The organism is Cellulosimicrobium sp. 22598 (genome assembly GCF_052044445.1).
GTDB classification, from domain to species: Bacteria; Actinomycetota; Actinomycetes; order Actinomycetales; family Cellulomonadaceae; genus Cellulosimicrobium; species Cellulosimicrobium cellulans_G.
The window spans coordinates 50978-77153 of record NZ_JBQEMZ010000004.1; the positions used below are offsets into that span (position 1 = coordinate 50978).

Consider the following 26176-nt stretch of genomic DNA (forward strand, 5'->3'; position numbering starts at 1 on the left):
GGTCAGCTCTCCTTCTCGGAGCGGAACTGCGACCGCAGGTAGATCGCGAGCAGGAGGACGACGACGACCACGAGGACCACGCCCATCGCGGCGGCGTAGCCGATGTTCCGGTTCTTGAACGCCTCCAGGTACGTGAAGAGCATCGGCAGCATGGTCCGACCGCCCGGCCCGCCCTCGGTGAGCACGTAGACCAGCGAGAACGAGTTGAAGTTCCAGATGAAGTTCAGCGACGTGATGGACGTGATGATCGGCCGCAGGCTGGGGAGCGTCACCGCCGTGAACCGGCGCCACGCGCCCGCGCCGTCCATCGCCGCGGCCTCGTGCAGCTCCTCCGGGATCTGCTGGAGCCCGGCGAGCAGCGTCACGGTGGTCTGCGGCATGCCGACCCACACCCCGACGACGATCACCGCGGGCAGCGCGGTGGAGAAGTCCGCGAGCCAGTTGACGTCGTCCGGGAGCCCGAGGGCGCCGAGGAACGCGTTGAGCGGCCCGGCGTTGGGCGAGTAGATCATCTGCCACATGATCGCCACGACGACCGGCGGCATGGCCCACGGGATGAGCGCGAGGACGCGCGTCAGCCCCTGGAGCCGGAGCCCGGAGTTGAGCAGGAGCGCGAGGCCCATCGCCGCGACGAGCTGGAGCAGCGTCACCGAGACGGCCCAGATCATGCCGATGCGGAACGAGTCCCAGAAGAACGAGTTGTCCGCGAGGCGCACGAAGTTGTCGACGCCCACGAACTGGTAGTCCGGGTGGCGCACGAGCCGGGCGTCGGTGAACGCCAGGGCCACGCCCATGACGAGCGGCGCGACGCTCAGCACGAGGATCGGCAGGAGCGACGGCATGACGAGCGCGATCGCCTCGCGTCGCTTGGCGCGCGCCATCCCGCCGGTCCGGCGCGGGGCGCCCCGGTCGGGCCGACGCGCTGCGGCGGCGTGCGGGTCGCCCGCCAGGGTCGGGGCGCTCATCGGCGGTCACCTCCGGTCGTGGCGGCCGTGGCGTCCTGCCCGACGGCGCCGCTCACCCCGCCCTGCGCCCCCGCCTCGGGCGTCGCGGCGGTCGACTCGCGCACGACGAGGCGCGGTCCGACGGCGGTGTGCCGCCCGGCCTGCGCGTCGCCGTCCACGAGGTCGACGACGAGCTCCGCGGCGATCCGCCCGCGCTCGGTCGAGCCGAGCGAGACGCTCGTGAGGCTGGGCTGGAACACCCGCCCGATCTCGGTGTCGTCCATGCCGGTCACGGCGACGTCCTCGGGGACCGACAGCCCGCGCTCGCGCACGGCCCGGATCGCGCCGATCGCGAGCAGGTCGTTGGCCGCGACGATCGCGTCGGGGCGGGCGCCGTCGTCGGTCCCGTCGAGGAGCGCGAGCGTGGCCGCGAGGCCCGCCGCGACGGTGAAGTCCGCCGCGACGACGGCGTCGGCACGCTCGCCCGTGAAGTCGTCGGCGCGCGTCGCGGCGTCGAAGCCGCGCTGCCGCGCCTCACCGGGCGTGGTGTCGAGAGGGCCGTTGAGGAACGCGAGGCGGCGGCGGCCGAGGCCGAGCAGGTGACGCACGGCCTCGCCGATGCCGCCCGCCGAGTCGGTGGACACGGAGTCGATGCCGCGGTCGGCCAGGGTGCGGCCGATGACGACGACGGGCACGGGTGCCTGCCGGATCTCCTCGACGAGCTCGTCGTCGGTGCGCAGCGGGCTGAGGATCATCGCGTCGACGAACCCGCTCGACAGGCTGCGCACGAGCTCGACGGTCGACCGCGTGGTGTCCCCCGTCGTCATGACGACCACGCGGTACCCGTGCGGCGCGAGCACCTCGTGGATCGCCGTCATCATCTCGACGTAGACGGGGTTGCCGATGTCGGCGACGGCGAACGCGACCTGGAACGTCTTCTTCAGGCGCAGCGAGCGCCCGATCGCGTCCGGGCTGTAGCCGAGCTCGGTGGCCGCGGCGCGCACCCGCTCGACCATCGCCGGGCTCGCGCCCGTCCCGTGCAGGGCGCGGGAGGTCGAGGCCAGGGAGACCCCGGCCCGCTGTGCCACCTGGATCAGCGTGGCGCGTGATGACGTCACTGTCGTCCACCTCGTCGTCGAAGGACCGTCGCGTTTTGGAAACGTTTCCAGATCGGCGACCATGACCACTCTGGAAACGTTTCCGGATTGCGCACACTCTCGCACCCGCCGAGCCCGGACGTCAACCCCTCGGCACGCCCTCGCCGAGGACCGGGGCCCTGCCTCGCGCCTCCCCTGGGTACGGGGTTCCGCGTACGGGGGTTGTCCACCGTGGCGACGCCCCACCAGGCTCGAACCGACCCGACCATCGACGAAAGGTGCACCGATGCACACCCGAACTCTGGCGTCGCCCTCCCCCGCGGCGGCCGCCGCGGTCGCCCAGCGCCCCGCGTCCCGTCCCCTCGCCCTGCTCCTCGCCGTCTTCCTCGTGCTCGCGGGAGCGCTCTCCTGGGCGGTCGCCGGGCCGGCGCAGCAGGCGCACGCCGCGACCTGCGCCCCCGCGTGGAGCTCCGGCGCCGTCTACCTGGGCGGCGCCGTCGTCTCCCACGGCGGCCAGAACTGGAAGGCCGGCTGGTGGACCCAGGGCGAGACGCCCGGCACCACCGGCGAGTGGGGCGTCTGGCGCTCCCAGGGCGCGTGCGGCGGCGGGACCGACCCGGGCAACCCCGGCAACCCCGGCAACCCGAGCGGCTTCGTCGTCTCCGAGGCCCAGTTCAACCAGATGTTCCCGAACCGGAACGCGTTCTACACGTACCAGGGCCTGGTCGACGCGTTGTCGGCCTACCCGGCCTTCGCGACGACGGGCGGCACCGAGGTCGCCAAGCGCGAGGCTGCGGCGTTCCTCGCCAACGTCGACCACGAGACCGGCGGGCTCGTCTACATCAAGGAGATCAACACCGCGAACTACCCGCACTACTGCGACGCCTCGAAGCCGTACGGCTGCCCCGCGGGCCAGAGCGCGTACTACGGCAAGGGTCCGATCCAGCTCAGCTGGAACTACAACTACAAGGCGGCCGGTGACGCGCTCGGCATCGACCTGCTCAACAACCCCTACCTCGTGGAGCAGAGCTCGGCCGTCGCCTGGAAGACGGGCCTGTGGTACTGGAACACGCAGTCCGGGCCGGGCACGATGACCGGCCACCAGGCGATCGTCAACGGCGCCGGCTTCGGCGAGACGATCCGCTCCATCAACGGCTCTCTCGAGTGCAACGGCGGCAACCCGGCGCAGGTGCAGTCGCGCATCGCGGCGTTCCAGCGCTTCGCGCAGATCCTCGGCACGACGACGGGCTCGAACCTGTCCTGCTGACCGTCCGTCCGGCGCAGACGACCGTGGCCCGTCCCGACTGGGGGGCGGGCCACGGTCGCGGACGACGAGCCCCGCCCGAGGCACCGGTAGGTTCGGCGGCATGAGCGCGCACCCGACCGCCGACGGCGTCCGATGCCCCTGCCTGTCCGGCGACGCCTACGGGGCGTGCTGCGGCCGCTACCACGCGGGCCTGCGACCCGGCCCGGACGGCGCGGCACCGGGCCCGCACGCCCCGACCGCGGAGGCGCTCATGCGCTCGCGCTACAGCGCGTTCGCCGTCGGCGACGCCGGCTACCTGCGCGCGACCTGGCACGCGTCCACCCGGCCGGCCGACCTCGACCTCGACGACGACCTCGAGTGGCGCCGCCTCGACGTCCTGCGCACGGAGGCCGGCGGCCCGTTCGACACCACGGGCGTCGTCGAGTTCGCCGCGTACCACCGGTCGCGCACGGACCGCTCCGACCGCGGTCGGCTCCACGAGGTCAGCCGGTTCGTGCGCGAGGGCGACCGCTGGTACTACGTCGACGGGGCCCATCCCGCGTAGCCGACCGACCGCGCGCCCGTGGCCCGCCCCCGGGTCGGGACGGGCCACGGCGGGTCGCGAGAGCGCGGCCGGGCGGTCGGAGCGTCCTCAGAGGCGCGGGGCGCGACCCGTGAACGTCTCCGCCTCGGCGAGGTAGGCGTCGTGCGCCTCGCCCGCGGCGAGCGCGGCGTTCACGGCGTCGACGGCGAGGCGGCGCTCGCGCTCCACCGCCACGGGGTCGCGGCGCAGCGACGCCCCCTGGTCCAGCAGGGTCGCCTGGACGTCACGGTGGTCGACCTCGCGCGGACGCGTACCGCTCTTCGCCGCCAGCGCCGCGAGCGTGCCCGCCGCGTGGCCGATGGCCATGACGCCGCCTTGCGTCCGGAAGGAGCCGTGCGCCGCCTGGTCCGCGGAGATCGCGCGGCCCGCCATCACGAGCCCGTCGAGCTCCACGGGGATGAGCGCCCGCTGGGGCACGTCGTACGTGTCCTCGAGGTCCTGCCACGTCCCCCCGCCCGTGTACCCCGACTTGCCCTTGAGGTTGTGGATGTCGATCGGGAAGTAGCCGCGCGAGACGACGTCGTCGAACTTCCGCCCGTTGACGACGTCCTCCCCGGTGAGCACGTACTCACCCGTGATGTGGCGGCTCTCGCGGATCCCGAGCGCCGTCCCGGTCCCCGCGAGCTGGGCGTTCTCGAACCCGGGCACCTTCTCGACGAGGAAGCGCGAGAGCGACATGACCTGGCGGCGGGCGTCGATCTCCGCGCGGGTGAGGGACTCCGCGTCGGTGGCGTCGACCTCCGCGACGCGCGTCGAGTTGAAGTGCAGGACGCCGTGGTGCGTGGTCGTGAGGAAGAGGATCGAGTCGCGGCCCAGGTAGAGCTCCTCGTCGGCCATGGCCTTGCCGACCATCTCGACGAAGCCCTGGCCGACGAAGTGGTCCTTCGGCTGCGGGAGCCGGGGCGAGTAGTCGGACACCGCGACGAACTCGGAGGCCCACTCGAAGTCCTCGGGGTGCTCGTCCATGTACCTCTTCACCGCGAGCGTGTCGACCCCCTCCATGTCGAACATGAGCGTCGCGGGCTGGGACAGCCCGTGACCGTTGCCGACGGTGTGGGCGGCACCGGCCCGCGCGGCGACGTCACCGTCGCCCGTCGCGTCGACGACGACCTTGGCGCGGATCTCGCTCCTGCCGCCCTTGTTCTCCACGACGACGCCCCGCACGGCGCCGTCCTCGACGATCGTGTCCGCGATCCAGGTGTGCAGGAGCGGGGTGCCGCCGGCCTCGAGGAACAGCGTCATGGCCGACCACTTGTACTGCTCGCGGTCGTAGAAGCACAGGTAGCTCCCGCTCCCGTGCGGGTTCGTGCAGCGGATGTGCCCCGTAGAGCCCCCCGCCGCCACCATGTGCCGGACGAAGTCGTACGGCACGCCCGCGATGACGCGCTCGTCCTTGAAGTAGAAGGGCGAGATGGGACCCAACCACCCGATGGTCGCCATGCCGCCGAGGAACCCGTACCGCTCCACGAGCAGGGTCTTCGCGCCCGTGCGTGCCGCAGCGATCGCGGCGATGAATCCGGACGGTCCGCCCCCGCAGACGATGACGTCGAAGTCGGTCGAGGTGGTGCTCATGGAGTGTCCTTCCTGGGTGGTGGTGCTCGTTGCCGTGCTGCTCGTGCCGTGCTGCGTCCCTGCGGCGGGACGGTGGGCCGGGACGGCCCGCGGGCCGTCCCGGTGGACCGGTGGTCAGCCGCCCGAGTAGGCGGACGCCGCCGTCTGGAGCGACGGGAGCGGGTCGGCTCCCTTGAAGACCGTCTGCTGGCCGGCCGACACCAGGGCGGCGCTCAGCTCGTTGAACCTCGTCGACGTGACCTCGGGGCGCCCGTGCTCGGCGATGTAGTCGCGCCAGGTGCGCAGCTCCTCGGCGTTGCCGAGGCTCGCGAAGTCGTCCGAGTCGTAGACCGAGGACCGCGAGGGCAGGACGCCGGCCTCGGCGAACGCCGTCGCCGACTCGACCGACGTGTAGTACTTGATGAACTCCCACGCGCCCTCCGGGTCCGAGGAGTTCGCCCCGATGCCCATCGTCTGGCCGGCGACCGCCGTGGGCAGCGGGCCCGCGGCGTCGAACGGCACCGGGACGACCTGCAGGTTCTCGCCGATCCCGTCCCCGGCACGCGCCGCGCTCACGCGCTGCGTGCCCTCGATCGCCATGCCGATGGTCCCCGCCGAGACCCCCTGCACGACGTCGTCGGCCGTCATGCTGAGCGCCTCGTCGCCGAACGCGCCGGCATCGTGGAAGTCGCTCATAAGGTCGAGCGCCGCGACGCCTGCGTCGCTCGCGAACGCGGGCTCGCCCGAGTCGTCGAGGATCTCGCCGCCGTTCGCCCACGTGAAGGGGATGAACTTCTCGACGAAGTCGGCGCCGAGGCCCTGGTCCGAGAACCCGATCGCGAGACCCGTCGTCACGTCGGTCTCGGCGCTCAGCCGTCCCGCCACGTCGACGAGCTCGTCCATCGTCGAGGGCACCTCGGCGCCGATCTCGTCGAGGAGGTCGGCGCGGTACCAGAGCATCCACGCCCGGACCTCCCACGGCACGGACATGACGTCGCCGTCGAACGTGACGCCGTCGAACGGGAAGATCGAGTCCGCCTCGAGCTCGTCGAGCTCGGTGCCCGCCACGTCCCCGAGGGGTTGGAGCGTGCGCGCGTCCACGTGCGTCGCGAGCTGGGTGCTGTACACGTTGAGGATGTCCGGGCCCTGGCCGCTGCTCGTCGCCCGGATGACCTCGGCGTCGATCTGCGCGTAGTTGATCGAGCGGACGGTCACGGTCACGTCGTCCTGGCTCGCGTTGAAGCCGTCGACGATCTCCTTGAGCGCCTTCCCGCGCGCGTCGTCGGCCGAGCTCGGGTCCAGGAACGTCCAGAGCTCGAGGTCGGACGAGCCGCCGGACGACGAGTCCCCGCCGCATGCGGCGAGCGAGAGGGCGAGCGCCCCGGTCGCTGCGAGCGCGACGGCCCTGCGGGTGGTGGAGGTACGCATGGTTCCTTCTTCCTTGAAGTGCGTGCGGAGGTGGGTGCTGCTCGAGGACGTGGGCGCGGCGCGCCGGGTCGGCGGGACCCGGCTCACCCCTTGGTCGCGCCCGCGGACAGGCCCGAGACGATGCGCTTCTCCATGAGGACGAAGAGCACGATCATCGGGACGACGGTGACGACGACGGCGGCGGTGAGCTGGCCCCACTCGATGCCGTACTGGGACAGGTAGTTGTAGAGGCCGACGGCGACCAGGCGCTTCTCGTCGGAGCTGACCATGGTCGAGGCGATGAGGAAGTCGTTCCAGACCGCGACGAACGCGACGACGGACGCCGCCGCGATGCCCGGCTTGGCGAGCGGCAGCACGAGCTGGACCATGATCCGCAGGTCGCCCGCGCCGTCGATGCGCCCCGCCTCCTCGAGCGAGCCGGGGATCGACTGGAGGAAGCCCCGCAGCATCCACAGCACGGTCGGGACCTGCCACGCGGTGTAGACGAGGATCATGCCGGCGTAGGTGTCGTACAGCCCGGTGCGGACCGCGAGGAAGTACAGGGGCACGAGGATCGCGATGCCCGGGATCATCGACGTCATGAGGATGAGGAACAGGCTCGCGTCGCGGCCGCGGAACGCGAACCGGGCGGTCGCGTAGGCGCCGAGCAGGGCGAGCACGATGGTCAGCACGACCGATCCCGCGGCGACGACGATGCTGTTGAGGAGGTAGCGCGGCACCTGGGACTCGAAGAGGACCTTGGTGTAGTTCTCGAGCGTCGGGGCGGCCGGGATCCAGCCGCTGTCCGAGAGCACCGCGCCCTTGCTCTTGAACGAGGTCGACAGCGCCCACAGGAGCGGGAGCACGGCGAACACGGACGCCGCGACGAGGCCGACGTACGCGAGCGGGCCGGCCGGCCGGTGCCGCCCGTGGGACACCGCACCTCCGCGGGGCCGCGACCGCCGTCCGGCCCGGGTCGAGGACGGCGTCGGCGCGGTCGCCGGCGCCAGGGTCGTGGTCGTCTCAGGCATCACGGTCACCCCGCAGCATCTTGATGTAGGCCAGGCCGAAGACGACGTTGAAGACGAACAGGATCACGCTGTACGCCGCGCCGAGGCCGAGGTTGAAGAAGCTGAACGACTGCTGGTAGGCCTCGAGGCTCACGAGCAGCGTCGCGTTGAAGGGCCCGCCGCCCGTGAAGGTCAGGACGAGCGTGACCATGTTGAAGTAGAGCAGCGTGAGCATGATCGCCACGACGAAGACCGTCGGCATGATCATGGGCAGGGTCACGGAGCGGAACCTGCGGAACGCGCTCGCGCCGTCCACCTCGGCCGCCTCGTGCAGCTCGGCCGGAACGCCCTGGAGCGCGGCGAGCGTGAGGATCGTCGCGAGCGGGTAGCTCAGCCACACGTTCACCAGGACGAGGGCGACCATCGCGAGCACCGGGTCGGCGAGCACGTCGACGCGGGAGCCGCCGAGGCTCCCCAGGCCCAGCGGCCCGTAGTCGGGGTTGAGGAGCCAGCGCCACAGGAGCGCGGCCACGGTCTGCGAGATGACCCAGGGCATGAGGATCAGCACGCGGAACACGCGACGGAACCTCGCGGGGCGGTCGAGCAGGTGGGCGAGGCCGACGGCGAGCGGGAGCGCGAGGACCAGCGACCCGAGCACGTAGACCATCGAGCGGCCGATCATGGCCCAGCCCTCGGTGGTGCCCAGCACCTGGGCGTAGTGCTGGAGACCGACGAAGTCCTCGACCTCGGTGTACCGGGTCTCGTGCACGGAGAGGTTGAGCGCGAAGAGGATGGGGAACACCGACACGATCGCGACGAGCACGACCGCCGGCGCGAGCAGCGCGACGGGCAGGCGGGTCGACCTCAGCGACCGGCGGCGGGGCGGGCGTGCCGGCGCACGGGCCGGCTCGACGTCCGCGGGGGGCGGCGTCGTGGGCGGGGTGGTCAGGCTCATGGTCATCGTCGACCTCCGGGCGGGACGGTCAGGCCTGCACGACGGCAGGTGGTTCGGGGACCGGGTCGGTGGCGGGTCGGGACACGTGCGGGACGCGCACGGCAGAGGAGGCGAGCAGGCCCTCGGCGACCAGGCGCGCCTTCGTCGCGGCGAGGTCCGGGCCGTAGACCCCGACGAGCGCGTCGACGGCCGGCCGGACGGCGAGCGCCGCCGCGACGTCGCCTCGGCGCAGCGCCTCGGCCTGGCGCAGGAACGGCTCCGGTCCCGCCTGCATGACTCCCGAGACGACACCGGCCCCCCCGGCCTCGACGACCTCGGGCAGCAGAGCGTCGTTCCCGGAGTAGACGACCGCCCCGGCGGGCAGCGCGTCCACCAGGCGACCCACGTAGTCGACGCCTGGGACGCTCACCTTGACCCCGTCGAGACCGGCCGCCACCACGACGGCGGCCAGGTCCTCGGGCGAGATGTCGAGGCCCGTACGGTCGGGAAAGACGTAGGCGAACAGCTCGCACCCGTCGAGGGCGCGGCGCAGTCCCGTGTAGTAGTCGACGAGCGCCGCGCGCGGCACGGCCGTGTAGTACGGGGTGATCGCCGCGAACCGTCGGGCGCCGAGCTCGTGCGCGCGCATCGCGAGTCGGACGGCCGCGTGCTCGGACGCGGCTCCCACGTGGGCGAACACGTGCTGGGGCCCGATCTCGTCGACGGCGGCCCCGATCACGGCGAGCCGCTCGTCGTCGGACAGCGTCACGAACTCGCCGGTCGTGCCGGCGACGAAGTGCGCCTCGACGTCGAGCGTCGCCGCCCGGGCGAAGAGCCGGCGGCACGACACGAGGTCGAGCGCGCCGTCCTGGCCGAACGCCGTCACCAGGGCGGGCAGCAGGTGAGGGGTGGTAGTCATGCGGGAAGCTCTCCGTCGGTCGGGGTCGAGATGCGGGCGTGGGCCTGCACCATGCGCGTGCGGGCGCCGAGCAGGTGCTCCTGCACCTCCGCCACGGCTTCCTCCACGCGGCCGGCCCGCGTCGTCTCGAGGATCGCGACGTGCGAGGCGAACGACGGGCCGAGGTCGATGTCCTCGGCGTTCGTGATCTGGAGGAGCACGGCGAAGGTGGGCTCGTACTGGCGCCAGATGTCGAACAGCCGCCTGCTGCCGGACAGCGCGTAGAAGGACGAGTGGAACGCGAGGTCGGCACGCGCGTAGTCGTCGTACCGGTCGTCGTCGGCCGCGGCACGCATGGTGTCGAGCGCGGCGAGCGCCGCCGCCCAGTCGGCCGCGTCGGCGCGCTGGTGCGCGAGGCGCAGCGCGAGGACCTCGATCGCCTCGCGGATCGCGTACAGCTCGACGATGTCGTCCGCGGTGAGCCCCGCGGCGAACACCTTGCGTCGTCGCGTGACGACGAGGCCCTCCGACTCGAGCTGGCGGAGCGCGTCGCGCACCGGGCCGCGGCTCACGTCGAACGACTCGGCGAGCCGCGGCTCGGCGAGGTGGGACCCCGCCGGGACCTCTCCCGCGATGATCATGTGCCGCAGCCTCTCGGCGATGTGGTCGCTCAGTGCCGTCGTCGGCACCGGTTCCACCGCTGTCCAGGTCATCGCCACGCTCCCCTCTGAACGTCAGCAGTCAACTGTTAACAGGTGACAGTAATCGATTACACCCGCCGCCGCAAGACCCCACCGCACCGACCGCCGTCCGGCGCGCGCCCTACGATGAGCGGCACGGCGAGCACAGCCGCCCCGGCGCACCCCGGACCGGTGCGCACGACCCCCGCCGAGGAGGCGCTCCCATGACCCGTATCGTCGACGTCGCCCGGCACGCGGGCGTGTCCACGGCCACGGTCTCCCGGGTCCTCAACGGCAAGAGCGTCCGACCCGAGCTCGCGGCCGCCGTCCACGCCGCGGTCGAGGACCTCGGCTACGTGCCCGACCGCACGGCGCGCTCCCTCCGCCGCCGCTCCAGCGACGTCGTCGCGCTCGTCCTGCCCGACGTCGAGAACCCGTTCTTCACGGCCGTCGCGCGAGGCGTCGAGGACGTCGCGCAGGAGGCCGGGTACTCCGTCGTGCTCTGCAACACCGACGACGACCCGGCCAAGGAGGAGCGCTACCTCGCGGTGGCGGAGCACGAGAACATGGCGGGCGTCGTCGTCGCGCCCGCGAGCGGGTCTCCCGAGATCGCCGCTCTGCGCGCCCGGCGCCGGGCGGTCGTCGTGATCGACCGCCGCGTGGGCCAGGACGTGGACCAGGTGCTCTTCGACAACGTCGCGCTGGGGCGGCGGGCCGCGCAGGCGCTGGTCGAGCGCGGGTTCCGGCGGATCGCGTGCGTCACGGGGCCGGTCGCGACGAGCACGGCGGTCGACCGCGCACGCGGCTGGCGGGAGGTGCTCGACGACGCGGGCCTCCCCGCCGACGACCTCCTCGTGCACGCCAACTTCCGCGTCGACGGGGGCTACGACGCGACCGTCGCCCTGCTGGCCCGGTCCGACCCGCCGGACGCGGTCGTCGCGACGAACAACCTGGTGGGCGTCGGGGTGCTCCGTGCGCTCGCCGACGCGCACGGCCGCCCTGCGGCGTCACCGGCCGACGCGGGGCGCGACAGGGGACCCGGCGACGGGCCCGCGCTGGGCGTCGGGATCGTGGGCGACCTCCCCTTCGCGACCTCGCGCACGTCCGACGTCGCGCTCGTGCCCCTGGACCCCCGTGCGCTCGGCACGACGGCGGCCCGGCTCCTGCTGGACCGGCTCGCGGGCGACGAGGAGCCGGCCCGGCAGGTCGTCCAGGAGACGCCCGCCGGGCCGTGAACGCCGGGCTCAGCGCGGTGCCGCGGCCTCCCGGGCCCCGACGTCGGCCGCCCGCCCCGCCTGCCCGAACAGGACCATGCGCTCCTCGAGGAGCCGCTGCGCCCAGCGCCGGCCCTCGGCGAGGTAGCCCGCGGGGTCCACGTCCCCGGGGGACTGCGCGAGCGCGACCCGGACGCCGGCGGTGAACGCCATGTAGTGGTCCATGCCCTGGTTGATCTTGCGCACCCCGAGGCTCGCCGCGCGCGCCTTCTCCGCGTCGGGGACGCCCCACGACTCGGGCAGGTCGCCGCCGTGCGCGTTGATGGTCGCGCGCAGGTCGGCCGGCAGGCCGGAGGACCCGTGCATGACGAGGTGCGTGCCGGGCACCCGGGCCGCGATGCGCTCGACGAGGTCCATGTGCAGGACCGAGCCGTCCGGCGGGCTCGTGAACTTGTAGGCGCCGTGCGACGTCCCGATCGCGACGGCGAGCGCGTCGACACCGGTACGGCGCACGAACTCCTCCGCCTGCTCCGGGTCGGCGAGGACGATCTCGGCGTGGCTGCGCCCGTCCTTGGAGCCGCCGATGGTCCCGAGCTCCCCCTCGACGGACACGCCGTGCGCGTGCGCGTGCGCGACGACGCGGCGCGTGACCGCGACGTTCTCCTCGAAGCCGGCCGGGCGGCCGTCCGGACCGATCGAGCCGTCGATCATCACGCTCGTGAAGCCGGCGGCGACGGCCCGCGCGCAGGTCGCCTCGTCCGGCCCGTGGTCGAGGTGGAGCGCGACCGGCACGTCCGGGTAGGCGCCGATCACGGAGTGCAGGGCCGACCACCAGGTCCGGTCGTCGCCATAGGGGTGCGACCCGGCGAGCGTCTCCACGATCACGGGGCTCGCCGTCGCGCGCGCGGCGTCGAGCACCGCGGTGGCCATCGCGAGGTCCGCGACGTTGAAGGCGCCGACGCCGTAGCCACCCCGGGCGGCGGCGTCGAGCAGGGTACGGTTCGTGACGAGGGTCATGGCTGACCTTCCTGTCGTGTCGTCGGGAGCGTGCCGCCCGGGCGGACGGCGACGGGTTCGTGCGGGCGACGGGCGGAGGCGACGTGACGCAGGACGACGACCGGACCGCGGGAGCGGGTGGCCGGTCCGTGCGGCTGGCCGACATCGCCGCGCGTGCCGGGGTGTCCATCAAGACGGTGTCGCGCGTCGTCAACGACGAGCCGCACGTCGCCGCCGCCACGCGGCGCCTCGTCGAGGACGCGATCGCCGAGCTGGGCCTGGAGGGCGAGGCGCGCCCGCGGGGACGCAAGCGCCGGACCGGCGTCGTCGGGCTCGTGTTCCCCGACGTGCGCAACGACTACTTCGCCGCGGTGAGCCGCGCGCTCCAGGAGCGGCTGGCCAACGTCAGCCCGACGCTGCTCTCCGCCGACTCGGACGACGACCTGCACACCGAGGAGTCGATCCTCACGGCCTTCCGACGCCTCGACGTCGACGGCCTCGTGATCTTCCCGACCGGCGCACCGGGCCTGGTGGAGTTCGCGCAGTCCGTCCCGACCGTCGTCGTGGACCGCACGGTCCCCTCCGTCCGGGGTCTCGTCGACCACGTGCTGCCGGACGCCCGGCACGCGGCCGAGCAGCTCACCCTGCACATGATCGAGCAGCACCACGTGCAGCGGGTGTGCCTCGTGGCCGGAGACCTCGCGGTCTCCACCCTGCGCAACCGGCACACGGCGTTCCAGCGCGTCGTCAGCCGGACGGGGACCGAGAACCACGTCCTCGCCGGGCTCACGACGTCCGAGGAGGCCGCGACCGCCGCGTACTCGCTGTTCCGGACGCTCGAGCCGCCGTTCGGCGTGCTCGCGACGAACAGCCTCATGTTCTGGGGCGTGCTCACCGCGGCGCAGCGCCTGGGGCTCAAGGTGCCGTCCGACGTCGTGCTCACGACGTTCGACAACGTGCCCGGCGTGGGGACGACGGGCCTGGTGCCGACGAACGCCGTCGCGCCGGCCGCGACGCTCGCCGCGCGGACCGTCCAGCTCCTCACGGAGCGCATGAACAACCCGACGCTGCCGCCCCGCCTGCTCGACATGGACTACGACATCGCCTACGGCACGACGTGCGGCTGCGTGCCGATCGACCCGGCGCGCAACGTCCTCGGGTAGCGCCCGGCGGCGGGCCGCCGGGCCGGCCCCGTGGGGACGGTGCGCACCGGGCACGGGTCAGAGCGTGTGCGTGATGCCCAGCGAGGCGTAGTCGAGCACGATCGGCTCGTCCGTGACGGCCCGCGCCGCGGAGAGCACCTTCGCCGCGCTCTCCACCGCGACGCTCGTCTTGAACGCGTCGCGCAGGTTCGGGCCGACGGTGAGCAGGCCGTGGTTGGCCCACACGACCGCGTTGCGGTCCTCGAGGTAGCGCGCCATGTCGCGGCCGAACTCGGTCGAGTTGCTCAGCGCGAACGGCATGATCGGCACGTCGCCCTTGGTGTAGATGACCATGTTGACGAGCGCGCCGCGGATCGGCTCCCCGAGCACGCCGAACACGTTCGCGTACGTCGGCTCGGTGTGGACGATCGCCTGCACGTCGGGGCGGGCGGCGTACACGGCGAGGTGGACCGTCACCTCGGACGACGGCAGCAGGTGGCCCTCGACGACGTTCGCGTCCTCGTCCACGACGACCAGGTCGTCGGGCGTCATGCGGTCGTACTCGAGGTCCGTCGGGGTGATGAGGAACGTCGACGTGCCGGGGATTCGGAGGCTGATGTTCCCCTGCGTGTTGAAGTTGAGCCCGAGCTTCACGGACTCCAGGCAGTACGCGAGGACGTCCTCGCGCGCGGCCTGCAGGTCGAACGTGTCCAGCGTGGTCATGCGATCTCCTTGAGTGCGGTGCCGTCGAGGGGCTCGACGGCGAGGGACGTGCTGACGGGGGTGAGGAGGCGGTGGAGCGAGTCGAACGTCGCGCGCTGCCGCGCGTACCACGCCGCGTGGCGCGGGTCCGGGCTCGCCTCGTGGAGGACGGGTGGAGCGGGCAGGTCGAGCACGTCCCGGAACGTGCCGACCCCGAGCGCCGCGAGCAGCGCGGCGCCCCGCCCCGCGGCCTCGCGCACGACGGCGCGCAGCGGGACGCCCGCGGCGTCGGAGCGCGCCTGCAGCGCGGCGAGGTTGGCCGAGCCGCCGCCGACGGCGTGCACCTCGACCGGGGGGACGCCACGCTCCGCGAGCGCGGCGCGGATCTTCGCGAGCTCGAACCCGGACGCCTCGACGAACGCGCGCGCGATCTGGGCGGTCGTCGTCTCGAGCGTCAGCCCGAGGAGCGCTCCGCGCGCCGCCGGGTCGTTGTCGAGCGTGCCGGAGCCCGCGAGGTACGGGGCGACGAGGAGCGGGGGCGGGTCCACCGCGCCGACCTCGTAGAGCGACGCCCAGGGGTCGATCCGGTCGTGGTGGACGATGGTCGAGAACCAGTCGAGCGCGAACCCGCCGGCGGCGGTCCCCGCGAGCGTGACCCACAGGTCGTCGCCGACGGGGTAGGTCGCGAGCCCGGTGCCGTCGAGGCCGCCGGGGCGGGCGCGCGTCCCCACCGTGAGGCAGTCGCTCGAACCGAACGAGAACACGGCCCGGTGCCCGGGCCGCCCCCCGCCGCCGAGGAACGCCGCGGCCTGGTCGTGGACGCCGGCCACGACCGGCGTGCCCGGTCGCAGGCCCGTGCGCTCGGCCGCGTCCGCGGACACGGTGCCGACGACCTCGCCCGCAGCCACCGCCGGGGAGAAGAGGTGCCCGGGGACGTCGAGCGCGTCGAGGACGGTGGCCGACCAGGTGCGCGAGCGCACGTCGAACGCGCCGGTGCGCGCCGCCATCGTGAGGTCGACGGCGGGCGCCGCGCCCAGACGGGTCGCGACGAAGTCGTCCATCGTGCGGACCGCCGCGGGCAGCGCGGCGTCGGGCAGGAGGTCGTGGACCTTGTGCACGGAGAACATGGGGTGCAGCGGCTGGCCGGTGATCTCCTGGGCGACGTCGTCGCCGAGCGTCTCCCGGAGCCGGGCCGCGGAGGCCGCGCCACGGCCGTCCATGCTCAGCGGTGCCGGACCGAGCGCCCGGCCCGCGCGGTCGACGGGCACGACGGCCTCACCCAGCGTGGAGAAGGACAGCGCCTCGACGGGGTCCGCGCGGACCGCGGGCTCGCCGACGACGTCGCGCACGAGCGCCTCGACGCCGTCCAGGACGGCCTCCGCGTCGACGTGCGCGCGGCCGGGTGCGGGTCGCACGACGGTGGTGCGGCGCGAGCGCGCGACGAGCTCGTTGCCGCTCTCGTCGTAGACGCCGACGCGCGTGCCGGTGGTCCCGAGGTCGATGCCGAGGTAGCTCACTTGACCGACCCCGCGAGCCCGTTCACCAGGTACCGCTGGATGAACAGGTAGACGACGACGATGGGCACCGAGATGAGCACGAGCACCGCGAACAGCGCGCCCGGCTGGCTCAGGTAGATCCCCCGGTACGCGAGGGGGACGAGCGTCAGCGGCTTGAGGTCGTTGTCGCTGATCGCCACGAGCGGGAGGAGGAAGTCGTTCCACGTCATCATGAGCTGCCAGATGACGACGACGGCCGCCGCAGCCTTGCCGAGCGGGAAGTAGATGCGCCAGAAGATGGTCCAGGCGGAGGCTCCGTCGACGAGCGCGGCCTCGTACGTCTCGTCGGGGATCGCGAGGTACGTGGTGCGGATCATGATGACGGCGAACGGGAGCCCGAGCGCGGTGTAGGCGAGCACGAGGCCGAGGAGCGAGTCGTAGAGGCCGATCGCCTGGAGGATCTTGAAGACCGCCACGACGATGCTCGCCATGGGCAGCACGAGCGCGAGCAGCAGCCCCACGAACACGACGCCCCGGAACGGCACCCGCAGGCGGGCGAGGGCGAACGCCGTCATGGAGCCGAGGAGGACCACGAGCAGGATCGACGGGACCGACACCAGCAGGCTGTTCAGCAGGTGCTGGAGGATCGGGTTGGTCTCGAAGATCGTCACGTAGTTGCGCAGCGTGGGCTCCTCGGGGAGCAGCCCGAGCGCCGTCGTCGAGGGGTTGGACGTCGGCAGCAGCGAGATCCCGAGCACCATGACCACGGGGACCATCCACAGCACGGCGAGCGGACCGAGCAGCCAGTGCGACCACCGCGGCGGCGCCTCCACGTCCTTGCTGCGTCCGTGACCGCGGCGGCGGCGCCCCGCCACGACGGTCTCCCGTGCGGCGGCGTCGTCGGGCGCGCGCCCCGCGCGGGCGGTGCCGGAGCTGAGTGCCGTCATGACTTCTCCCCCGTGATGAACCCCGCGCCGAACGTGCGCAGCATCGCGACGGACGAGCCGATCGCGAGGACGAGCAGGACGACCGAGATCGTCGCGCCGTAGCCGAACGACTGGAGCTGGAAGGCTTCCTTGAACATGTACGTCGGCATGAGCTCCGACGCGTGGTTGGGCCCGCCCTCGGTGAGCACCCAGACGAGCTCGAAGGTCTTCAGCGACCCGATGATCCCGAGCAGGACGAGCGACAGGTGGGTGGGCTTGAGGAGCGGCAGGACGATCCGGCGGACCAGCGACCAGCCGCTGGCGCCGTCGATGCGCGCGGCCTCGAGGACCGAGTGGTCGAGGAGCTGGAGCCCGGCGAGGTAGAAGAGCATCGAGAAGCCCGACCACATCCACACGTTGACGACGATCACCGTGACGATCGCGGTCGACGGGTCGGACAGGTAGGGACGCGTGAGGACCTCGAGGCCGGTGGCCCGGCCGAGCTGCGCGAGCACGCCGTTGAACGGGTCGAGCAGGCGCTGCCACACGATGCCCACGACGACGGGCGACAGGACGGCCGGCAGGAAGAAGATCGCCCGGTAGACCGTCCTCCCGCGCAGCCGGGTGTTGAGGAGCCACGCGAGCGTGAAGCCGATGACGGCCTGCGGCACGATCGTCAGGAGGATCCACAGCAGCGAGTTGCGCAGCGTGATGTGGAAGACCGGGTCCTGCGCGAGGTCCGCGTAGTTCTGGACGCCCGCCGGCGTCCCGGCGTTGACGCCGTCCCAGTCGAGCGTGCTCGCCTGGACGTTGAACACGATCGGGTACACGACGAACACGGCGAAGAGCAGGAGCGCGGGAGCGATGAAGCCGAGCGCGACGAGCTGCTGGCGGCGACGCGTGCTGCGTCCCGTCGGCGTCGTCGCGCGCGACCCGGCGACCCGCGGCGTCGCCGCCGCGGGTCGCCCGGAGACGAGGGCTGCCATCGTCAGCCCAGCCCGTCCTGGACCGCCTGGACCGACGCCGCGGCCTCCTCCGGCGTCGACTGGCCCGCGGCGACCGCGGACAGCGCGTCGGCGACGGCCGTGTCGATGTCCGGCGACTCGAAGTAGCGCGAGTACTGCACCTCGGGCATCCAGTCCTCGGTGAACGTCGTCCACATCTCCTGCTGCTTGTCGCTCGTGAACTCCTCGGGGTCGAGGCCCTGCACGGCGGGCAGGTCGTTGAAGGTGTTGATGAGCACCTGGGCGCCGTCGCCCGCGATCCAGTCCGTGAGGACCTGGCACGCGAGGTCGGGGTTCTTCGCGTCCTTCGAGATGCCGAGCGCGACGTCGATGCCGCCGACGAGCTGCGGCTCCGGAGCCCCGCCCGGGATCGTCGGGAAGAGGAAGGGCTCGTAGCCCTCCATGCCCTGCGAGAGCGGCGGGATGTCCGAGCGCGAGGGGTCGGACTGCTGGATCCACCACGCGCCGAGGGGGATCATCGCGGCGTTGCCCGCCTCGAACTGGTTGACGCCGTTCGGGTAGGCGTCGAGGGCGAGGGCACCCTGCTGGGCGATCCCGTCGGTGAACAGCTTCTGCCAGTACGTGAACGCCTCGACGACGCCCGGGTCGGTCCACGACGCCTCGCCCGACTCCGCCTGGTAGACGAGCCCGGGCTCGATGTTGTTGGCGATCTGCAGGAACACGACGTTCCGCAGCCACGAGTCCTTCGCGGGCAGCAGGAACGGCGCCGCCGAGCCGCCGCCGAGGGTGTCGACGGCGCTCTCGAGGTCGGCCCACGTGGCCGGCGGCTCGATGCCCGCCTCGTCGAGCAGGTCGGAGTTGGCCCAGAGGTTCACCGTCTGCACGAGGAGGGGCAGCGCGTAGTAGTGCTCGTCGCCCTCGGGGTTGCCCATGCGGGCCTGCTCGAGGCCGATGGGGAAGAACTTCGACTCCCAGTCGTCGCCCCAGGTCTCGGCCGCGCAGTCCTCCAGCGGCATGAGGTTCTCCCGGTACTGCTGGGTCAGCGCGCCGGGCTGCAGACCCACGATGTCGGGCATCGTGCCCGAGCTCGCGCGGGTCTGCAGGTCCACGACGTACTCCGGGTAGTTGAAGATCGTGGCGTCGATCGTGACGTCCGGGTTGGCGGTGGTGAACGCGTCGATCATCTGACGCGTGGTCTGCTCGATCGGGCTCCAGGAGCGGAACGACACCGTCGTCCCGCCCTCGCCCCCCTGGCCCGACTGCTCAGGATCCGCGCCGCCCGCGCACGCCGCGAGCGACGTGACGATCGTGAGCGCGACTCCGGCCTGGATGCCGCGGTGCGCAGTTCGGGGAAGCTTCATCGCGTCCGTCCTCTCTCCGTCGTTGGATGCGAGGGCCTCATCGAACGTCTCCGGGTCGAGGTCGTCAACGGCTCCGCCGACCCCGTCGCCGCCGCGCCGGCCGCGTGTCGTCCGTGCCTGTCCGGTGGCCGCCGCCACGCGGGCGCGGCGTTGTCGCCGGTGCCGAGCCACGGGCCGACAGCGCGGTGTCCGTTGTCCGACAACGGCACCACCGCCGAGCGCGGAACGGTGCGGCACGCGCCGCCGGGGCAGGCACCGCCGGGGCGGGTGACAACCGGTCTCGCCGTCGCTGTCCCGGGGCGGCGCGGGGCGGGCCCCGACCCCGGGACGGCGCGCCGACACCCAGGTCACAGTTGCGTCAACCCTCGAATTCGTCTCACCTGGCGAGACATCGCGGAACAAGAGCGCAGGTCGGGGCGACCGTTGTTTCTGTAATCGATTTCTGTCATGCTGGTCGGCATGCCCAGACCTCCCGTGACCCCGGGCCTCGTCGGCGTCGACGTCGGCACCTCGAGCACCAAGGGCGTGCTCGTCGGACCCGACGGCGCGATCCTCCGCTCGACGACCCGCGCCCACACCGTGGACCGGCCCGCTCCCGGCCACGTCGAGATGGACGCCGCCGTCTGGTGGGACGAGCTCGTCGCGATCGTCACCGAGCTCACGGCCGACCTGGCCCCGGGCGCCGTCCGCGGCTCCGACGTGCCCGCCGACCTCGAGGTCGCGGCCGTCGGGGTGTCGGGCATGGGTCCGTGCGTCCTGCTGACGGACGACGTCGGGACGCCGGTGCGCCCGGCGATCCTGTACGGCGTCGACACGCGCGCGACGCGTCAGATCGCCGCGCTCGACGCCGCGCTGGGGCGCGCGACCGTCCTCGACCGCTGCGGCTCCGCGCTCTCGTCCCAGGCCGCGGGACCCAAGATCGCCTGGGTCCGCGAGCACGAGGCCGAGGCCTGGTCCCGCGCCCGGCGGCTGTTCATGCCCGCGTCCTACCTCGCGTTCCGGCTCACCGGCGCCTACGTGCTCGACCACCACTCCGCGTCCCAGTCGACGCCCCTCTACGACCCGCGCACGCACGAGTGGATCGACGACTGGGCCGACCTCGTCGCCCCCGGCCTCGAGCTCCCCGCCCTGCGCTGGCCGGGCGAGGCCGCAGGCGTGACGCGCGAGCCCCTCGCCGGGGTCCCGGCAGGCACGCCGGTCGTCACCGGGACGATCGACGCCTGGTCCGAGGCCGTGAGCGTCGACGCGACGCACGTCGGCGACCTCATGCTCATGTACGGCACGACCCTGTTCCTCGTCGCCACCGTCGCCGAGCCCCTGCGCAGCGAGACGATGTGGGGCACCGTCGGCGCCTACCCCGGGACCCACAACCTGGCCGGGGGCATGGCGACGTCGGGAGCGATCACGTCGTGGCTCCGCGACCTGACCGGGGCCGGCTACCCCGAGCTGCTCGCCGAGGCCGCTGCCTCCGGGCCGGGCGCGCGCGGCCTCCTCATGCTCCCCTACCTCGCGGGCGAGCGGACCCCGGTCCAGGACCCCGACGCGCGGGGCGTCGTCGCCGGCCTCACCGTGACGCACACGCGCGGCGACCTCTACCGCGCGGCGCTCGAGGCCACGGCGTTCGGCGTGCGGCACAACGTCGAGACCCTGCGCGACGCCGGGGCCGACATCTCCCGGGTCGTCGCCGTGGGCGGCGGCACCCAGGGCGACCTGTGGACGCAGGTCGTCTCCGACGTGACCGGGCTCCCCCAGGTCGTCCCGACGCGGACGATCGGCGCGAGCTACGGCGCCGCGATGCTCGCCGCCGGGCTCGTGCACGAGGAGGGGCGGCTCCTCGACGTCGCCGCGTGGAACCCCCCGGCACGTGTCGTCGAGCCCGACCCGGGGACGCGCTCCGCGTACGACGAGCTCTACGGCCTCTACCGCACGCTCTACCCGGCGACGCGCGACGTCGTGCACGCGCTCGCCCGCCGGACCGGCCGCACCGCGGGTCCCGCCGCCCCGGAGCGCCCCTCCGCCACCCTCTCCACCCACCGCGCCACTCTCGAAGGAGCACCCGCATGACCAGCACCTACGCCGTCCCCGAGCTCGCACCGGAGGCCCGGGCCCCCGAGCGCACGGTCTACCTCGTCGCGTCGGGCGACCTGCGCGAGTCCGCGAACGTCGCAGGCTGGCCGACGCAGGTGGAGCTCGAACGCGTGCTCACCGACGCGTTCGCGGCGAACGGCTGGAAGGTCGTGCGCGCCAACGACGTCGACCCCGAGACCGGGCACGGCTTCATCAGCTCGCAGCGCATGGGGCTCGACGTGTTCGCGACCATCCCGCCCGACGCGCCGCTCGTCGTCGCCGAGGCGGTGTGGCAGTACAGCCACCACGTGCTCGCCGGCCTGCGCACGCACCGTGGCCCGATCCTCACCGCCGCGAACTTCGCGGGCGACTGGCCGGGGCTCGTCGGGCTCCTGGGCCTGAACGCCGGCCTCACCAAGATGGGCACGCCGTACTCGACCGTGTGGACCGTCGACGGGACCGACGCCTGGTTCCAGGACGCGATCCGCTCGTGGGTCGCGACCGGGACGATCGCGCACGACGACTCCCACGTCCACCCGCTCCCCGCGCTCCCGGACTCCCCGGAGAAGCAGCTCGGCGAGGCCCTCGCGGCCCAGCTCCTGCGGGAGAAGGCGATCATCGGCGTCTTCGACGAGGGCTGCATGGGGATGTACAACGCGATCTTCGACGACGAGCTGCTCAACGGGCTCGGCATCTACAAGGAGCGTCTGTCGCAGTCCGCGCTCTGGGCGGAGATGCAGCGCGTGACCGACGACGAGGCCGACGAGGTCCAGCGCTGGCTCGAGGACGCGGGGATGACCTTCCGGCTCGGGACCGACGAGGCGACCGAGCTCACGCCCGCGCAGCTCCGCTGGCAGCACAAGATGTACGTCGCGGCCCTCCGCATCGCCGACGACTTCGGGCTCGACGCGGTCGGCATCCAGTACCAGCAGGGCCTCAAGGACATCTGTCCCGCGTCCGACCTCGCGGAAGGGCTGCTCAACAACGTGCAGCGCCCGCCGGTCCGCTCGCGCGACGGGCAGCGGATCCTGTGGGACGGCCAGGCGTTCCCCCACTTCAACGAGGCCGACGAGGGCGTCGCCGTCGACGCGCTCGTCACGAACCGGCTGTGGACGGCGATGGGGCTCGACCCGGCCACCACGCTCCACGACGTGCGCTGGGGCGAGGAGTTCGACGGGCAGTTCGTGTGGGTCTTCGAGATCTCCGGCTCGGTACCCGCCTCGCACCTCGAGGGCGGCTACGCGGGCGCGGAGGGCTGGCGCCAGGATCCCGTCTTCTTCCCGGCCGGCGGCTCCACCCTCAACGGGGTCTCCCGGGCCGGCGAGATCGTCTGGTCCCGCGTCTACATCGCCGACGGCGTCCTGCAGGTCGACCTCGGCCGGGCCTCGGCGGTGTCGCTCCCCGAGGAGGAGACGCGTCGGCGCAAGGAGGCGACGAACCCGGAGTGGCCGATCATGCACGCCGTGCTCCACGGCGTGAGCCGCGACCAGTTCATGGCCCGCCACAAGGCGAACCACCTGAACGTCGCGTACGCGCCCGACCCCGCGACCGCCGACCGTGCGCTCGAGGCCAAGGCCGCGTTCTTCGCCGCGCTCGGCATGCCGGTCCACCTGTGCGGGGACAGCGCGCTCACCCGGTGACGGGTCGGCGCGCGCCGACGGCGAGCACGACGACGGCGGCGAGCGCCGCGCCCAGGAGCGCGCCGGCGGTGTTCATCACGACGTCCTGGACGGTCGGGACGCGGCCCGGCAGGACGTTCTGGGTCAGCTCGATCGCGACCGACAGCGCGCAGCCCGCGAGGGTGACGACGCCGACGGTGCGCCGCACGCCCAGGGGTGCGCCGCGCCGTCGGGCGGTGGCGCCGCGCAGGAGCGGGACCCCGAGCACGCCGAAGGGCCCGAACATGACGACGTTCGCGAGCGCCTCGAGCACCGGGAGGGTGATCGGGATCCCGAGGCCCTGGAGGAACCCGAGGGTCGCCGTGGCCCAGCCGGGCGCGTCGGTGGTCTGCGGCGACGGCCACAGGGTCACGACGAGGACCGCGGCGAGGTAGGCGGCGAACGTCCAGGTCAGCAGGCGCATCGCGTCAGCGTACGAGGGCCGTCGCGGGACGGGGCGCCTCCTGCGGAGCGCGCACGATCCCTCCACCGGTCCCCCTCCTCGCCGAGCGTGTCACCCGGACCCTCGGTTCACTGGCGCCATGGCCTCCCTCGGTTTTCACGCGTCCCACGAGCAGATCGCCCCGGGCCCTCTGCTGGGTGCCGCACGGCGTGCCCAGGAGGTGGGGTTCGACGCCGCGATGTGCTCCGACCACCTCGCGCCCTGGAGCGTGCGGCAGGGCGAGTCGGGGCACGCCTGGTCCTGGCTCGGCGCCGCGCTCGCCAGCACGGACCTGCCGTTCGGCGTCGTCACGGCGCCCGGCCAGCGCTACCACCCGGCGGTCGTCGCGCAGGCGGTCGCGACGCTCGGTGCGATGTTCCCGGGCCGGTTCTGGGCGGCGCTCGGCTCGGGCGAGGCCATGAACGAGCACGTCACGGGCGACCCGTGGCCCACCAAGGCCGAGCGGGACGCACGCCTGCGCGAGTGCGTGGACGTGATCCGCGCGCTGCTCGCGGGCGAGGAGGTCACGCACCACGGCCACGTCACCGTGGACCGTGCGCGCGTGTGGTCGCTGCCCGACGTCGTCCCGCGCCTCGTGGGCCCGGCCGTCACCCCGGCGACGGCGCGCCGGCACGCGGACTGGGCCGACGGTCTCGTGACCGTCAACCAGCCGGTCGAGTCGCTGCGCCGTGTCGTCGGCGAGTACCGCGACGCGGGCGGCCGGGGGCCGCTGGCCCTCCAGGTCCACGTCGCGTGGGGCGACGACGACGAGGCCGCCTTCGCCGTCGCGCACGACCAGTGGCGCTCCAACCTGCTGCCGCCGAGCGTGAGCTGGCACCTGGAGACGCCCGAGCAGTTCGACGCCGTCGCGGACCTCGTGCGTCCGGAGGAGGTGCGCGGGACGGTCCTCGTCGAGCACGACGCCGAGCGGTTCGCGGACCGCGTCGCCGAGCTCGCGGCGTGCGGGTTCGACGAGGTCTACCTGCACCACGTGGGGCAGGAGCAGGACGCGTTCCTCGACGCGGCGGGCGAGACGCTGCTGCCGCTCCTGCGGACGGCGACCACGACGACCGGCGGAGGTGCGGCGTGAGGATCAGCGACACGGGCGACCTCTGGTGGAAGAACGCGGTGGTCTACTGCCTGGACGTCGAGACGTTCATGGACTGGGACGACGACGGCGTGGGCGACCTCGCCGGGCTGGTGCAGCGCCTCGACCACCTCGCCGACCTCGGGGTCACGTGCCTGTGGCTCATGCCGTTCTACCCGACCGCCGACCGCGACGACGGGTACGACATCACCGACTTCCTCGCGGTCGACCCGCGGCTCGGCGACGTCGGGGACCTCGTCGAGCTGGTCCGGACGGCGCACGACCGCGGCATCCGCGTCATCGCCGACCTCGTGGTCAACCACACCTCCGACCGGCACCCGTGGTTCAAGGCCTCGCGCGCGAGCACGGACAACCCGTATCGCGACTTCTACGTGTGGCGCGCCGACGAGCCGCCGCCCAGGACGGACCAGGTGATCTTCCCCGACCAGGAGGAGGGCATCTGGACGAAGGACGATCGCACGGGCGAGTGGTACCGCCACCGTTTCTACCGCCACATGCCGGACCTCAACACCGCCAACCCGAAGGTCCGGGACGCGATCGCGAAGACGATGGGCTACTGGATCCAGCTCGGCCTCTCGGGCTTCCGGGTCGACGCCGTCCCGTTCTTCCTCGGGGACGCGGCGGCGAACCCGTCGGACGAGATCGAGGACCCGCACGACTTCCTGCGCGCGCTGCGCTCGTTCCTCTCGCGCCGCGCGGGCGACTCGATCCTCATGGGCGAGGTCAACCTGCCGTTCGCGGAGCAGCGCCTCTACTTCGGCGACGACGGGACGGGGGACGGGAGCGAGTCCGGACCGTCGAGCTCCGAGCTGACGCTCCAGTTCGACTTCAACGGCATGCAGGCGCTGTACCTGTCGCTCGCGCGGCACGACGCCGGGCCGCTCGCCGCGTCGCTCGCCGCACGCCCCCCGATCCCCCACGACGCGCAGTGGGCGACGTTCGTGCGCAACCACGACGAGCTGACGCTCGACAAGCTCTCCGACGACGAGCGCCAGGAGGTCTTCGCCGCGTTCGGGCCCGAGGAGGACATGCAGCTCTACGGGCGCGGGCTGCGCCGTCGGCTCCCGCCCATGCTGGGCGGCGACCCGCGCCGCGTCCGGATGGTGTACTCGCTGCTCTTCGCGCTCCCGGGGACGCCGGTCCTCTTCTACGGCGAAGAGATCGGCATGGGCGAGAACCTCGCCGCGGACGGTCGGCTCGCCGTGCGGACCCCGATGCAGTGGACGTCGGAGCGCAACGGCGGCTTCTCGCGTGCGCCCGCCCGCCGGCTCGCGGGGCCCGTTCCCGGCGACGGCTACGCGCCCGAGCACGTCAACGTCGCGGACCAGCGGCGCGACCCGGACTCGCTGCTGACGTTCGTGCGCCTGCTCGCGCACCGCTACCGCGAGTGCCCCGAGCTCGGCTGGGGCGAGGTGGACGTGCTCGACCAGCCGGAACCGTCGGTCCTCGCGCTGCGCAGCACGTGGCAGGAGGCGTCGATGCTCACCGTCCACAACCTGTCCGCGGACCCGGTCGTCGTCCGGCTCGCGCTCGGCGACCTGCCCGCGGAGGCGCGCCTCGTCGACCTGCTCGACGCGGACGACGTCGAGCCGGACCCCGACGGGACCGCCGAGGTCCGGCTCGACGGCTACGGCTACCGCTGGCTGCGCGTCACGCACCCGGGCTCGCGCCGGCTCCTGTGATCCGGCGGCCGTTCAGCCGCACCCGGGAGCGCGACGCGCGGACCGT

At 73.0% G+C, this 26176-nt stretch carries 23 protein-coding genes; 8 read left to right on the top strand and 15 right to left on the bottom strand.

Annotated features, from left to right (window positions below):
* Positions 1–2: 2 nt before the first annotated feature.
* Together ACTJIY_RS05775 and ACTJIY_RS05780 are read right to left on the bottom strand one after the other, a co-directional pair.
* Positions 3–965, bottom strand: coding sequence for a carbohydrate ABC transporter permease (locus ACTJIY_RS05775; RefSeq protein ID WP_253054488.1), 963 nt, complete (start codon positions 963–965; stop codon positions 3–5).
* Entirely contained in the window at positions 962–2062 is a 1101-nt protein-coding gene (locus ACTJIY_RS05780) for a LacI family DNA-binding transcriptional regulator (RefSeq protein WP_253054490.1), read from the bottom strand. The genes ACTJIY_RS05775 and ACTJIY_RS05780 overlap by 4 nt, the downstream gene beginning before the upstream one ends.
* Before the next feature lie 265 nt (positions 2063–2327).
* On the opposite strand from ACTJIY_RS05780, the gene ACTJIY_RS05785 reads away from it, so the two are divergent.
* Positions 2328–3308, top strand: coding sequence for a glycoside hydrolase family 19 protein (locus ACTJIY_RS05785; RefSeq protein WP_440673537.1), 981 nt, complete (start codon positions 2328–2330; stop codon positions 3306–3308).
* Between the two features lie 100 nt (positions 3309–3408).
* Positions 3409–3852 (top strand): YchJ family protein, encoded by a 444-nt coding sequence (locus ACTJIY_RS05790; RefSeq protein ID WP_439157931.1) that lies wholly within the window; start codon positions 3409–3411, stop codon positions 3850–3852.
* Positions 3853–3939: 87 nt separating this feature from the next.
* On the opposite strand, the gene ACTJIY_RS05795 is transcribed toward ACTJIY_RS05790, so the two are convergent.
* The 6 genes from ACTJIY_RS05795 to ACTJIY_RS05820 form a co-directional block, all read right to left on the bottom strand.
* Positions 3940–5463: an FAD-dependent oxidoreductase gene (locus ACTJIY_RS05795; protein ID WP_440673536.1), complete on the bottom strand. Its 1524-nt coding sequence runs from the start codon at positions 5461–5463 to the stop codon at positions 3940–3942.
* Between the two features lie 114 nt (positions 5464–5577).
* On the bottom strand, positions 5578–6870 hold the full coding sequence (locus tag ACTJIY_RS05800; RefSeq protein ID WP_253054498.1) for an ABC transporter substrate-binding protein: 1293 nt from the start codon (positions 6868–6870) through the stop codon (positions 5578–5580).
* 83 nt (positions 6871–6953) lie between these two features.
* Positions 6954–7787, bottom strand: a complete 834-nt coding sequence (locus ACTJIY_RS05805) for a carbohydrate ABC transporter permease (protein WP_440673535.1) — start codon at positions 7785–7787, stop codon at positions 6954–6956.
* 85 nt (positions 7788–7872) lie between these two features.
* Positions 7873–8814 (bottom strand): carbohydrate ABC transporter permease, encoded by a 942-nt coding sequence (locus ACTJIY_RS05810; RefSeq protein WP_253054501.1) that lies wholly within the window; start codon positions 8812–8814, stop codon positions 7873–7875.
* Positions 8815–8842: 28 nt separating this feature from the next.
* The gene (locus tag ACTJIY_RS05815) at positions 8843–9712 is read right to left on the bottom strand and encodes a dihydrodipicolinate synthase family protein (protein ID WP_439157928.1); all 870 of its coding nucleotides are present in this window, start codon (positions 9710–9712) and stop codon (positions 8843–8845) included.
* Positions 9709–10404, bottom strand: a complete 696-nt coding sequence (locus ACTJIY_RS05820; RefSeq protein WP_253054505.1) for a GntR family transcriptional regulator — start codon at positions 10402–10404, stop codon at positions 9709–9711. The genes ACTJIY_RS05815 and ACTJIY_RS05820 overlap by 4 nt, the downstream gene beginning before the upstream one ends.
* A 191-nt stretch (positions 10405–10595) precedes the next feature.
* Here ACTJIY_RS05820 and ACTJIY_RS05825 point away from each other — a divergent pair, with 191 nt between their 5' ends.
* Positions 10596–11606 (top strand): LacI family DNA-binding transcriptional regulator, encoded by a 1011-nt coding sequence (locus ACTJIY_RS05825; RefSeq protein ID WP_439157927.1) that lies wholly within the window; start codon positions 10596–10598, stop codon positions 11604–11606.
* 9 nt (positions 11607–11615) lie between these two features.
* Here the strand turns inward: ACTJIY_RS05825 and ACTJIY_RS05830 are convergent, their stop codons facing one another.
* Positions 11616–12602, bottom strand: coding sequence for a ketose-bisphosphate aldolase (locus ACTJIY_RS05830; protein WP_440673534.1), 987 nt, complete (start codon positions 12600–12602; stop codon positions 11616–11618).
* Between the two features lie 83 nt (positions 12603–12685).
* On the opposite strand from ACTJIY_RS05830, the gene ACTJIY_RS05835 reads away from it, so the two are divergent.
* Entirely contained in the window at positions 12686–13744 is a 1059-nt protein-coding gene (locus tag ACTJIY_RS05835; protein ID WP_253054511.1) for a LacI family DNA-binding transcriptional regulator, read from the top strand.
* A 57-nt stretch (positions 13745–13801) separates the two neighbouring features.
* Here the strand turns inward: ACTJIY_RS05835 and ACTJIY_RS05840 are convergent, their stop codons facing one another.
* Genes ACTJIY_RS05840 through ACTJIY_RS05860 form a run of 5 tightly spaced genes read right to left on the bottom strand, consistent with a single transcriptional unit; the run spans position 13802 to position 19173 of the window.
* The gene (locus tag ACTJIY_RS05840) at positions 13802–14446 is read right to left on the bottom strand and encodes a class II aldolase/adducin family protein (protein WP_047231098.1); all 645 of its coding nucleotides are present in this window, start codon (positions 14444–14446) and stop codon (positions 13802–13804) included.
* Positions 14443–15942 (bottom strand): FGGY-family carbohydrate kinase, encoded by a 1500-nt coding sequence (locus ACTJIY_RS05845; RefSeq protein WP_440673533.1) that lies wholly within the window; start codon positions 15940–15942, stop codon positions 14443–14445. The genes ACTJIY_RS05840 and ACTJIY_RS05845 overlap by 4 nt, the downstream gene beginning before the upstream one ends.
* Positions 15939–16868 (bottom strand): carbohydrate ABC transporter permease, encoded by a 930-nt coding sequence (locus ACTJIY_RS05850; protein ID WP_439157924.1) that lies wholly within the window; start codon positions 16866–16868, stop codon positions 15939–15941. Before ACTJIY_RS05850 ends, ACTJIY_RS05845 begins: the two co-directional genes overlap by 4 nt.
* Positions 16865–17833 carry a carbohydrate ABC transporter permease gene (locus ACTJIY_RS05855; protein WP_052877364.1) on the bottom strand — a complete coding sequence of 323 codons (969 nt, stop codon included), beginning with the start codon at positions 17831–17833 and terminating at the stop codon, positions 16865–16867. Before ACTJIY_RS05855 ends, ACTJIY_RS05850 begins: the two co-directional genes overlap by 4 nt.
* A 2-nt stretch (positions 17834–17835) precedes the next feature.
* The gene (locus ACTJIY_RS05860) at positions 17836–19173 is read right to left on the bottom strand and encodes an ABC transporter substrate-binding protein (RefSeq protein ID WP_440673531.1); all 1338 of its coding nucleotides are present in this window, start codon (positions 19171–19173) and stop codon (positions 17836–17838) included.
* A 459-nt stretch (positions 19174–19632) separates the two neighbouring features.
* Here ACTJIY_RS05860 and ACTJIY_RS05865 point away from each other — a divergent pair, with 459 nt between their 5' ends.
* A complete protein-coding gene (locus ACTJIY_RS05865) occupies positions 19633–21237 on the top strand; it encodes an FGGY-family carbohydrate kinase (RefSeq protein ID WP_440673530.1) in 1605 nt (534 codons plus the stop codon).
* Positions 21234–22880: a fucose isomerase gene (locus tag ACTJIY_RS05870; RefSeq protein WP_440673529.1), complete on the top strand. Its 1647-nt coding sequence runs from the start codon at positions 21234–21236 to the stop codon at positions 22878–22880. The genes ACTJIY_RS05865 and ACTJIY_RS05870 overlap by 4 nt, the downstream gene beginning before the upstream one ends.
* On the opposite strand, the gene ACTJIY_RS05875 is transcribed toward ACTJIY_RS05870, so the two are convergent.
* Positions 22870–23322, bottom strand: a complete 453-nt coding sequence (locus ACTJIY_RS05875) for a VanZ family protein (RefSeq protein WP_440673528.1) — start codon at positions 23320–23322, stop codon at positions 22870–22872. The two genes, ACTJIY_RS05870 and ACTJIY_RS05875, sit on opposite strands and share 11 nt — an antisense overlap.
* Positions 23323–23440: 118 nt before the next feature.
* Here ACTJIY_RS05875 and ACTJIY_RS05880 point away from each other — a divergent pair, with 118 nt between their 5' ends.
* Together ACTJIY_RS05880 and ACTJIY_RS05885 are read left to right on the top strand one after the other, a co-directional pair.
* A complete protein-coding gene (locus tag ACTJIY_RS05880) occupies positions 23441–24430 on the top strand; it encodes a TIGR03885 family FMN-dependent LLM class oxidoreductase (protein ID WP_439157921.1) in 990 nt (329 codons plus the stop codon).
* Positions 24427–26130 carry an alpha-amylase family protein gene (locus ACTJIY_RS05885; protein WP_440673527.1) on the top strand — a complete coding sequence of 568 codons (1704 nt, stop codon included), beginning with the start codon at positions 24427–24429 and terminating at the stop codon, positions 26128–26130. Before ACTJIY_RS05880 ends, ACTJIY_RS05885 begins: the two co-directional genes overlap by 4 nt.
* The last annotated feature ends 46 nt before the right edge of the window (positions 26131–26176 follow it).

Bases quoted from the DNA above. Each gene is read 5' to 3' on its own strand.
- ACTJIY_RS05775 (WP_253054488.1), bottom strand. From the start codon at position 965: ATGAGCGCCCCGACCCTGGCGGGCGACCCGCACGCCGCCGCAGCGCGT.
- ACTJIY_RS05785 (WP_440673537.1), top strand. From the start codon at position 2,328: ATGCACACCCGAACTCTGGCGTCGCCCTCCCCCGCGGCGGCCGCCGCG.
- ACTJIY_RS05790 (WP_439157931.1), top strand. From the start codon at position 3,409: ATGAGCGCGCACCCGACCGCCGACGGCGTCCGATGCCCCTGCCTGTCC.
- ACTJIY_RS05795 (WP_440673536.1), bottom strand. From the start codon at position 5,463: ATGAGCACCACCTCGACCGACTTCGACGTCATCGTCTGCGGGGGCGGA.
- ACTJIY_RS05800 (WP_253054498.1), bottom strand. From the start codon at position 6,870: ATGCGTACCTCCACCACCCGCAGGGCCGTCGCGCTCGCAGCGACCGGG.
- ACTJIY_RS05810 (WP_253054501.1), bottom strand. From the start codon at position 8,814: ATGAGCCTGACCACCCCGCCCACGACGCCGCCCCCCGCGGACGTCGAG.
- ACTJIY_RS05815 (WP_439157928.1), bottom strand. From the start codon at position 9,712: ATGACTACCACCCCTCACCTGCTGCCCGCCCTGGTGACGGCGTTCGGC.
- ACTJIY_RS05820 (WP_253054505.1), bottom strand. From the start codon at position 10,404: ATGACCTGGACAGCGGTGGAACCGGTGCCGACGACGGCACTGAGCGAC.
- ACTJIY_RS05825 (WP_439157927.1), top strand. From the start codon at position 10,596: ATGACCCGTATCGTCGACGTCGCCCGGCACGCGGGCGTGTCCACGGCC.
- ACTJIY_RS05830 (WP_440673534.1), bottom strand. From the start codon at position 12,602: ATGACCCTCGTCACGAACCGTACCCTGCTCGACGCCGCCGCCCGGGGT.
- ACTJIY_RS05840 (WP_047231098.1), bottom strand. From the start codon at position 14,446: ATGACCACGCTGGACACGTTCGACCTGCAGGCCGCGCGCGAGGACGTC.
- ACTJIY_RS05850 (WP_439157924.1), bottom strand. From the start codon at position 16,868: ATGACGGCACTCAGCTCCGGCACCGCCCGCGCGGGGCGCGCGCCCGAC.
- ACTJIY_RS05855 (WP_052877364.1), bottom strand. From the start codon at position 17,833: ATGGCAGCCCTCGTCTCCGGGCGACCCGCGGCGGCGACGCCGCGGGTC.
- ACTJIY_RS05860 (WP_440673531.1), bottom strand. From the start codon at position 19,173: ATGAAGCTTCCCCGAACTGCGCACCGCGGCATCCAGGCCGGAGTCGCG.
- ACTJIY_RS05865 (WP_440673530.1), top strand. From the start codon at position 19,633: ATGCCCAGACCTCCCGTGACCCCGGGCCTCGTCGGCGTCGACGTCGGC.
- ACTJIY_RS05870 (WP_440673529.1), top strand. From the start codon at position 21,234: ATGACCAGCACCTACGCCGTCCCCGAGCTCGCACCGGAGGCCCGGGCC.
- ACTJIY_RS05875 (WP_440673528.1), bottom strand. From the start codon at position 23,322: ATGCGCCTGCTGACCTGGACGTTCGCCGCCTACCTCGCCGCGGTCCTC.
- ACTJIY_RS05880 (WP_439157921.1), top strand. From the start codon at position 23,441: ATGGCCTCCCTCGGTTTTCACGCGTCCCACGAGCAGATCGCCCCGGGC.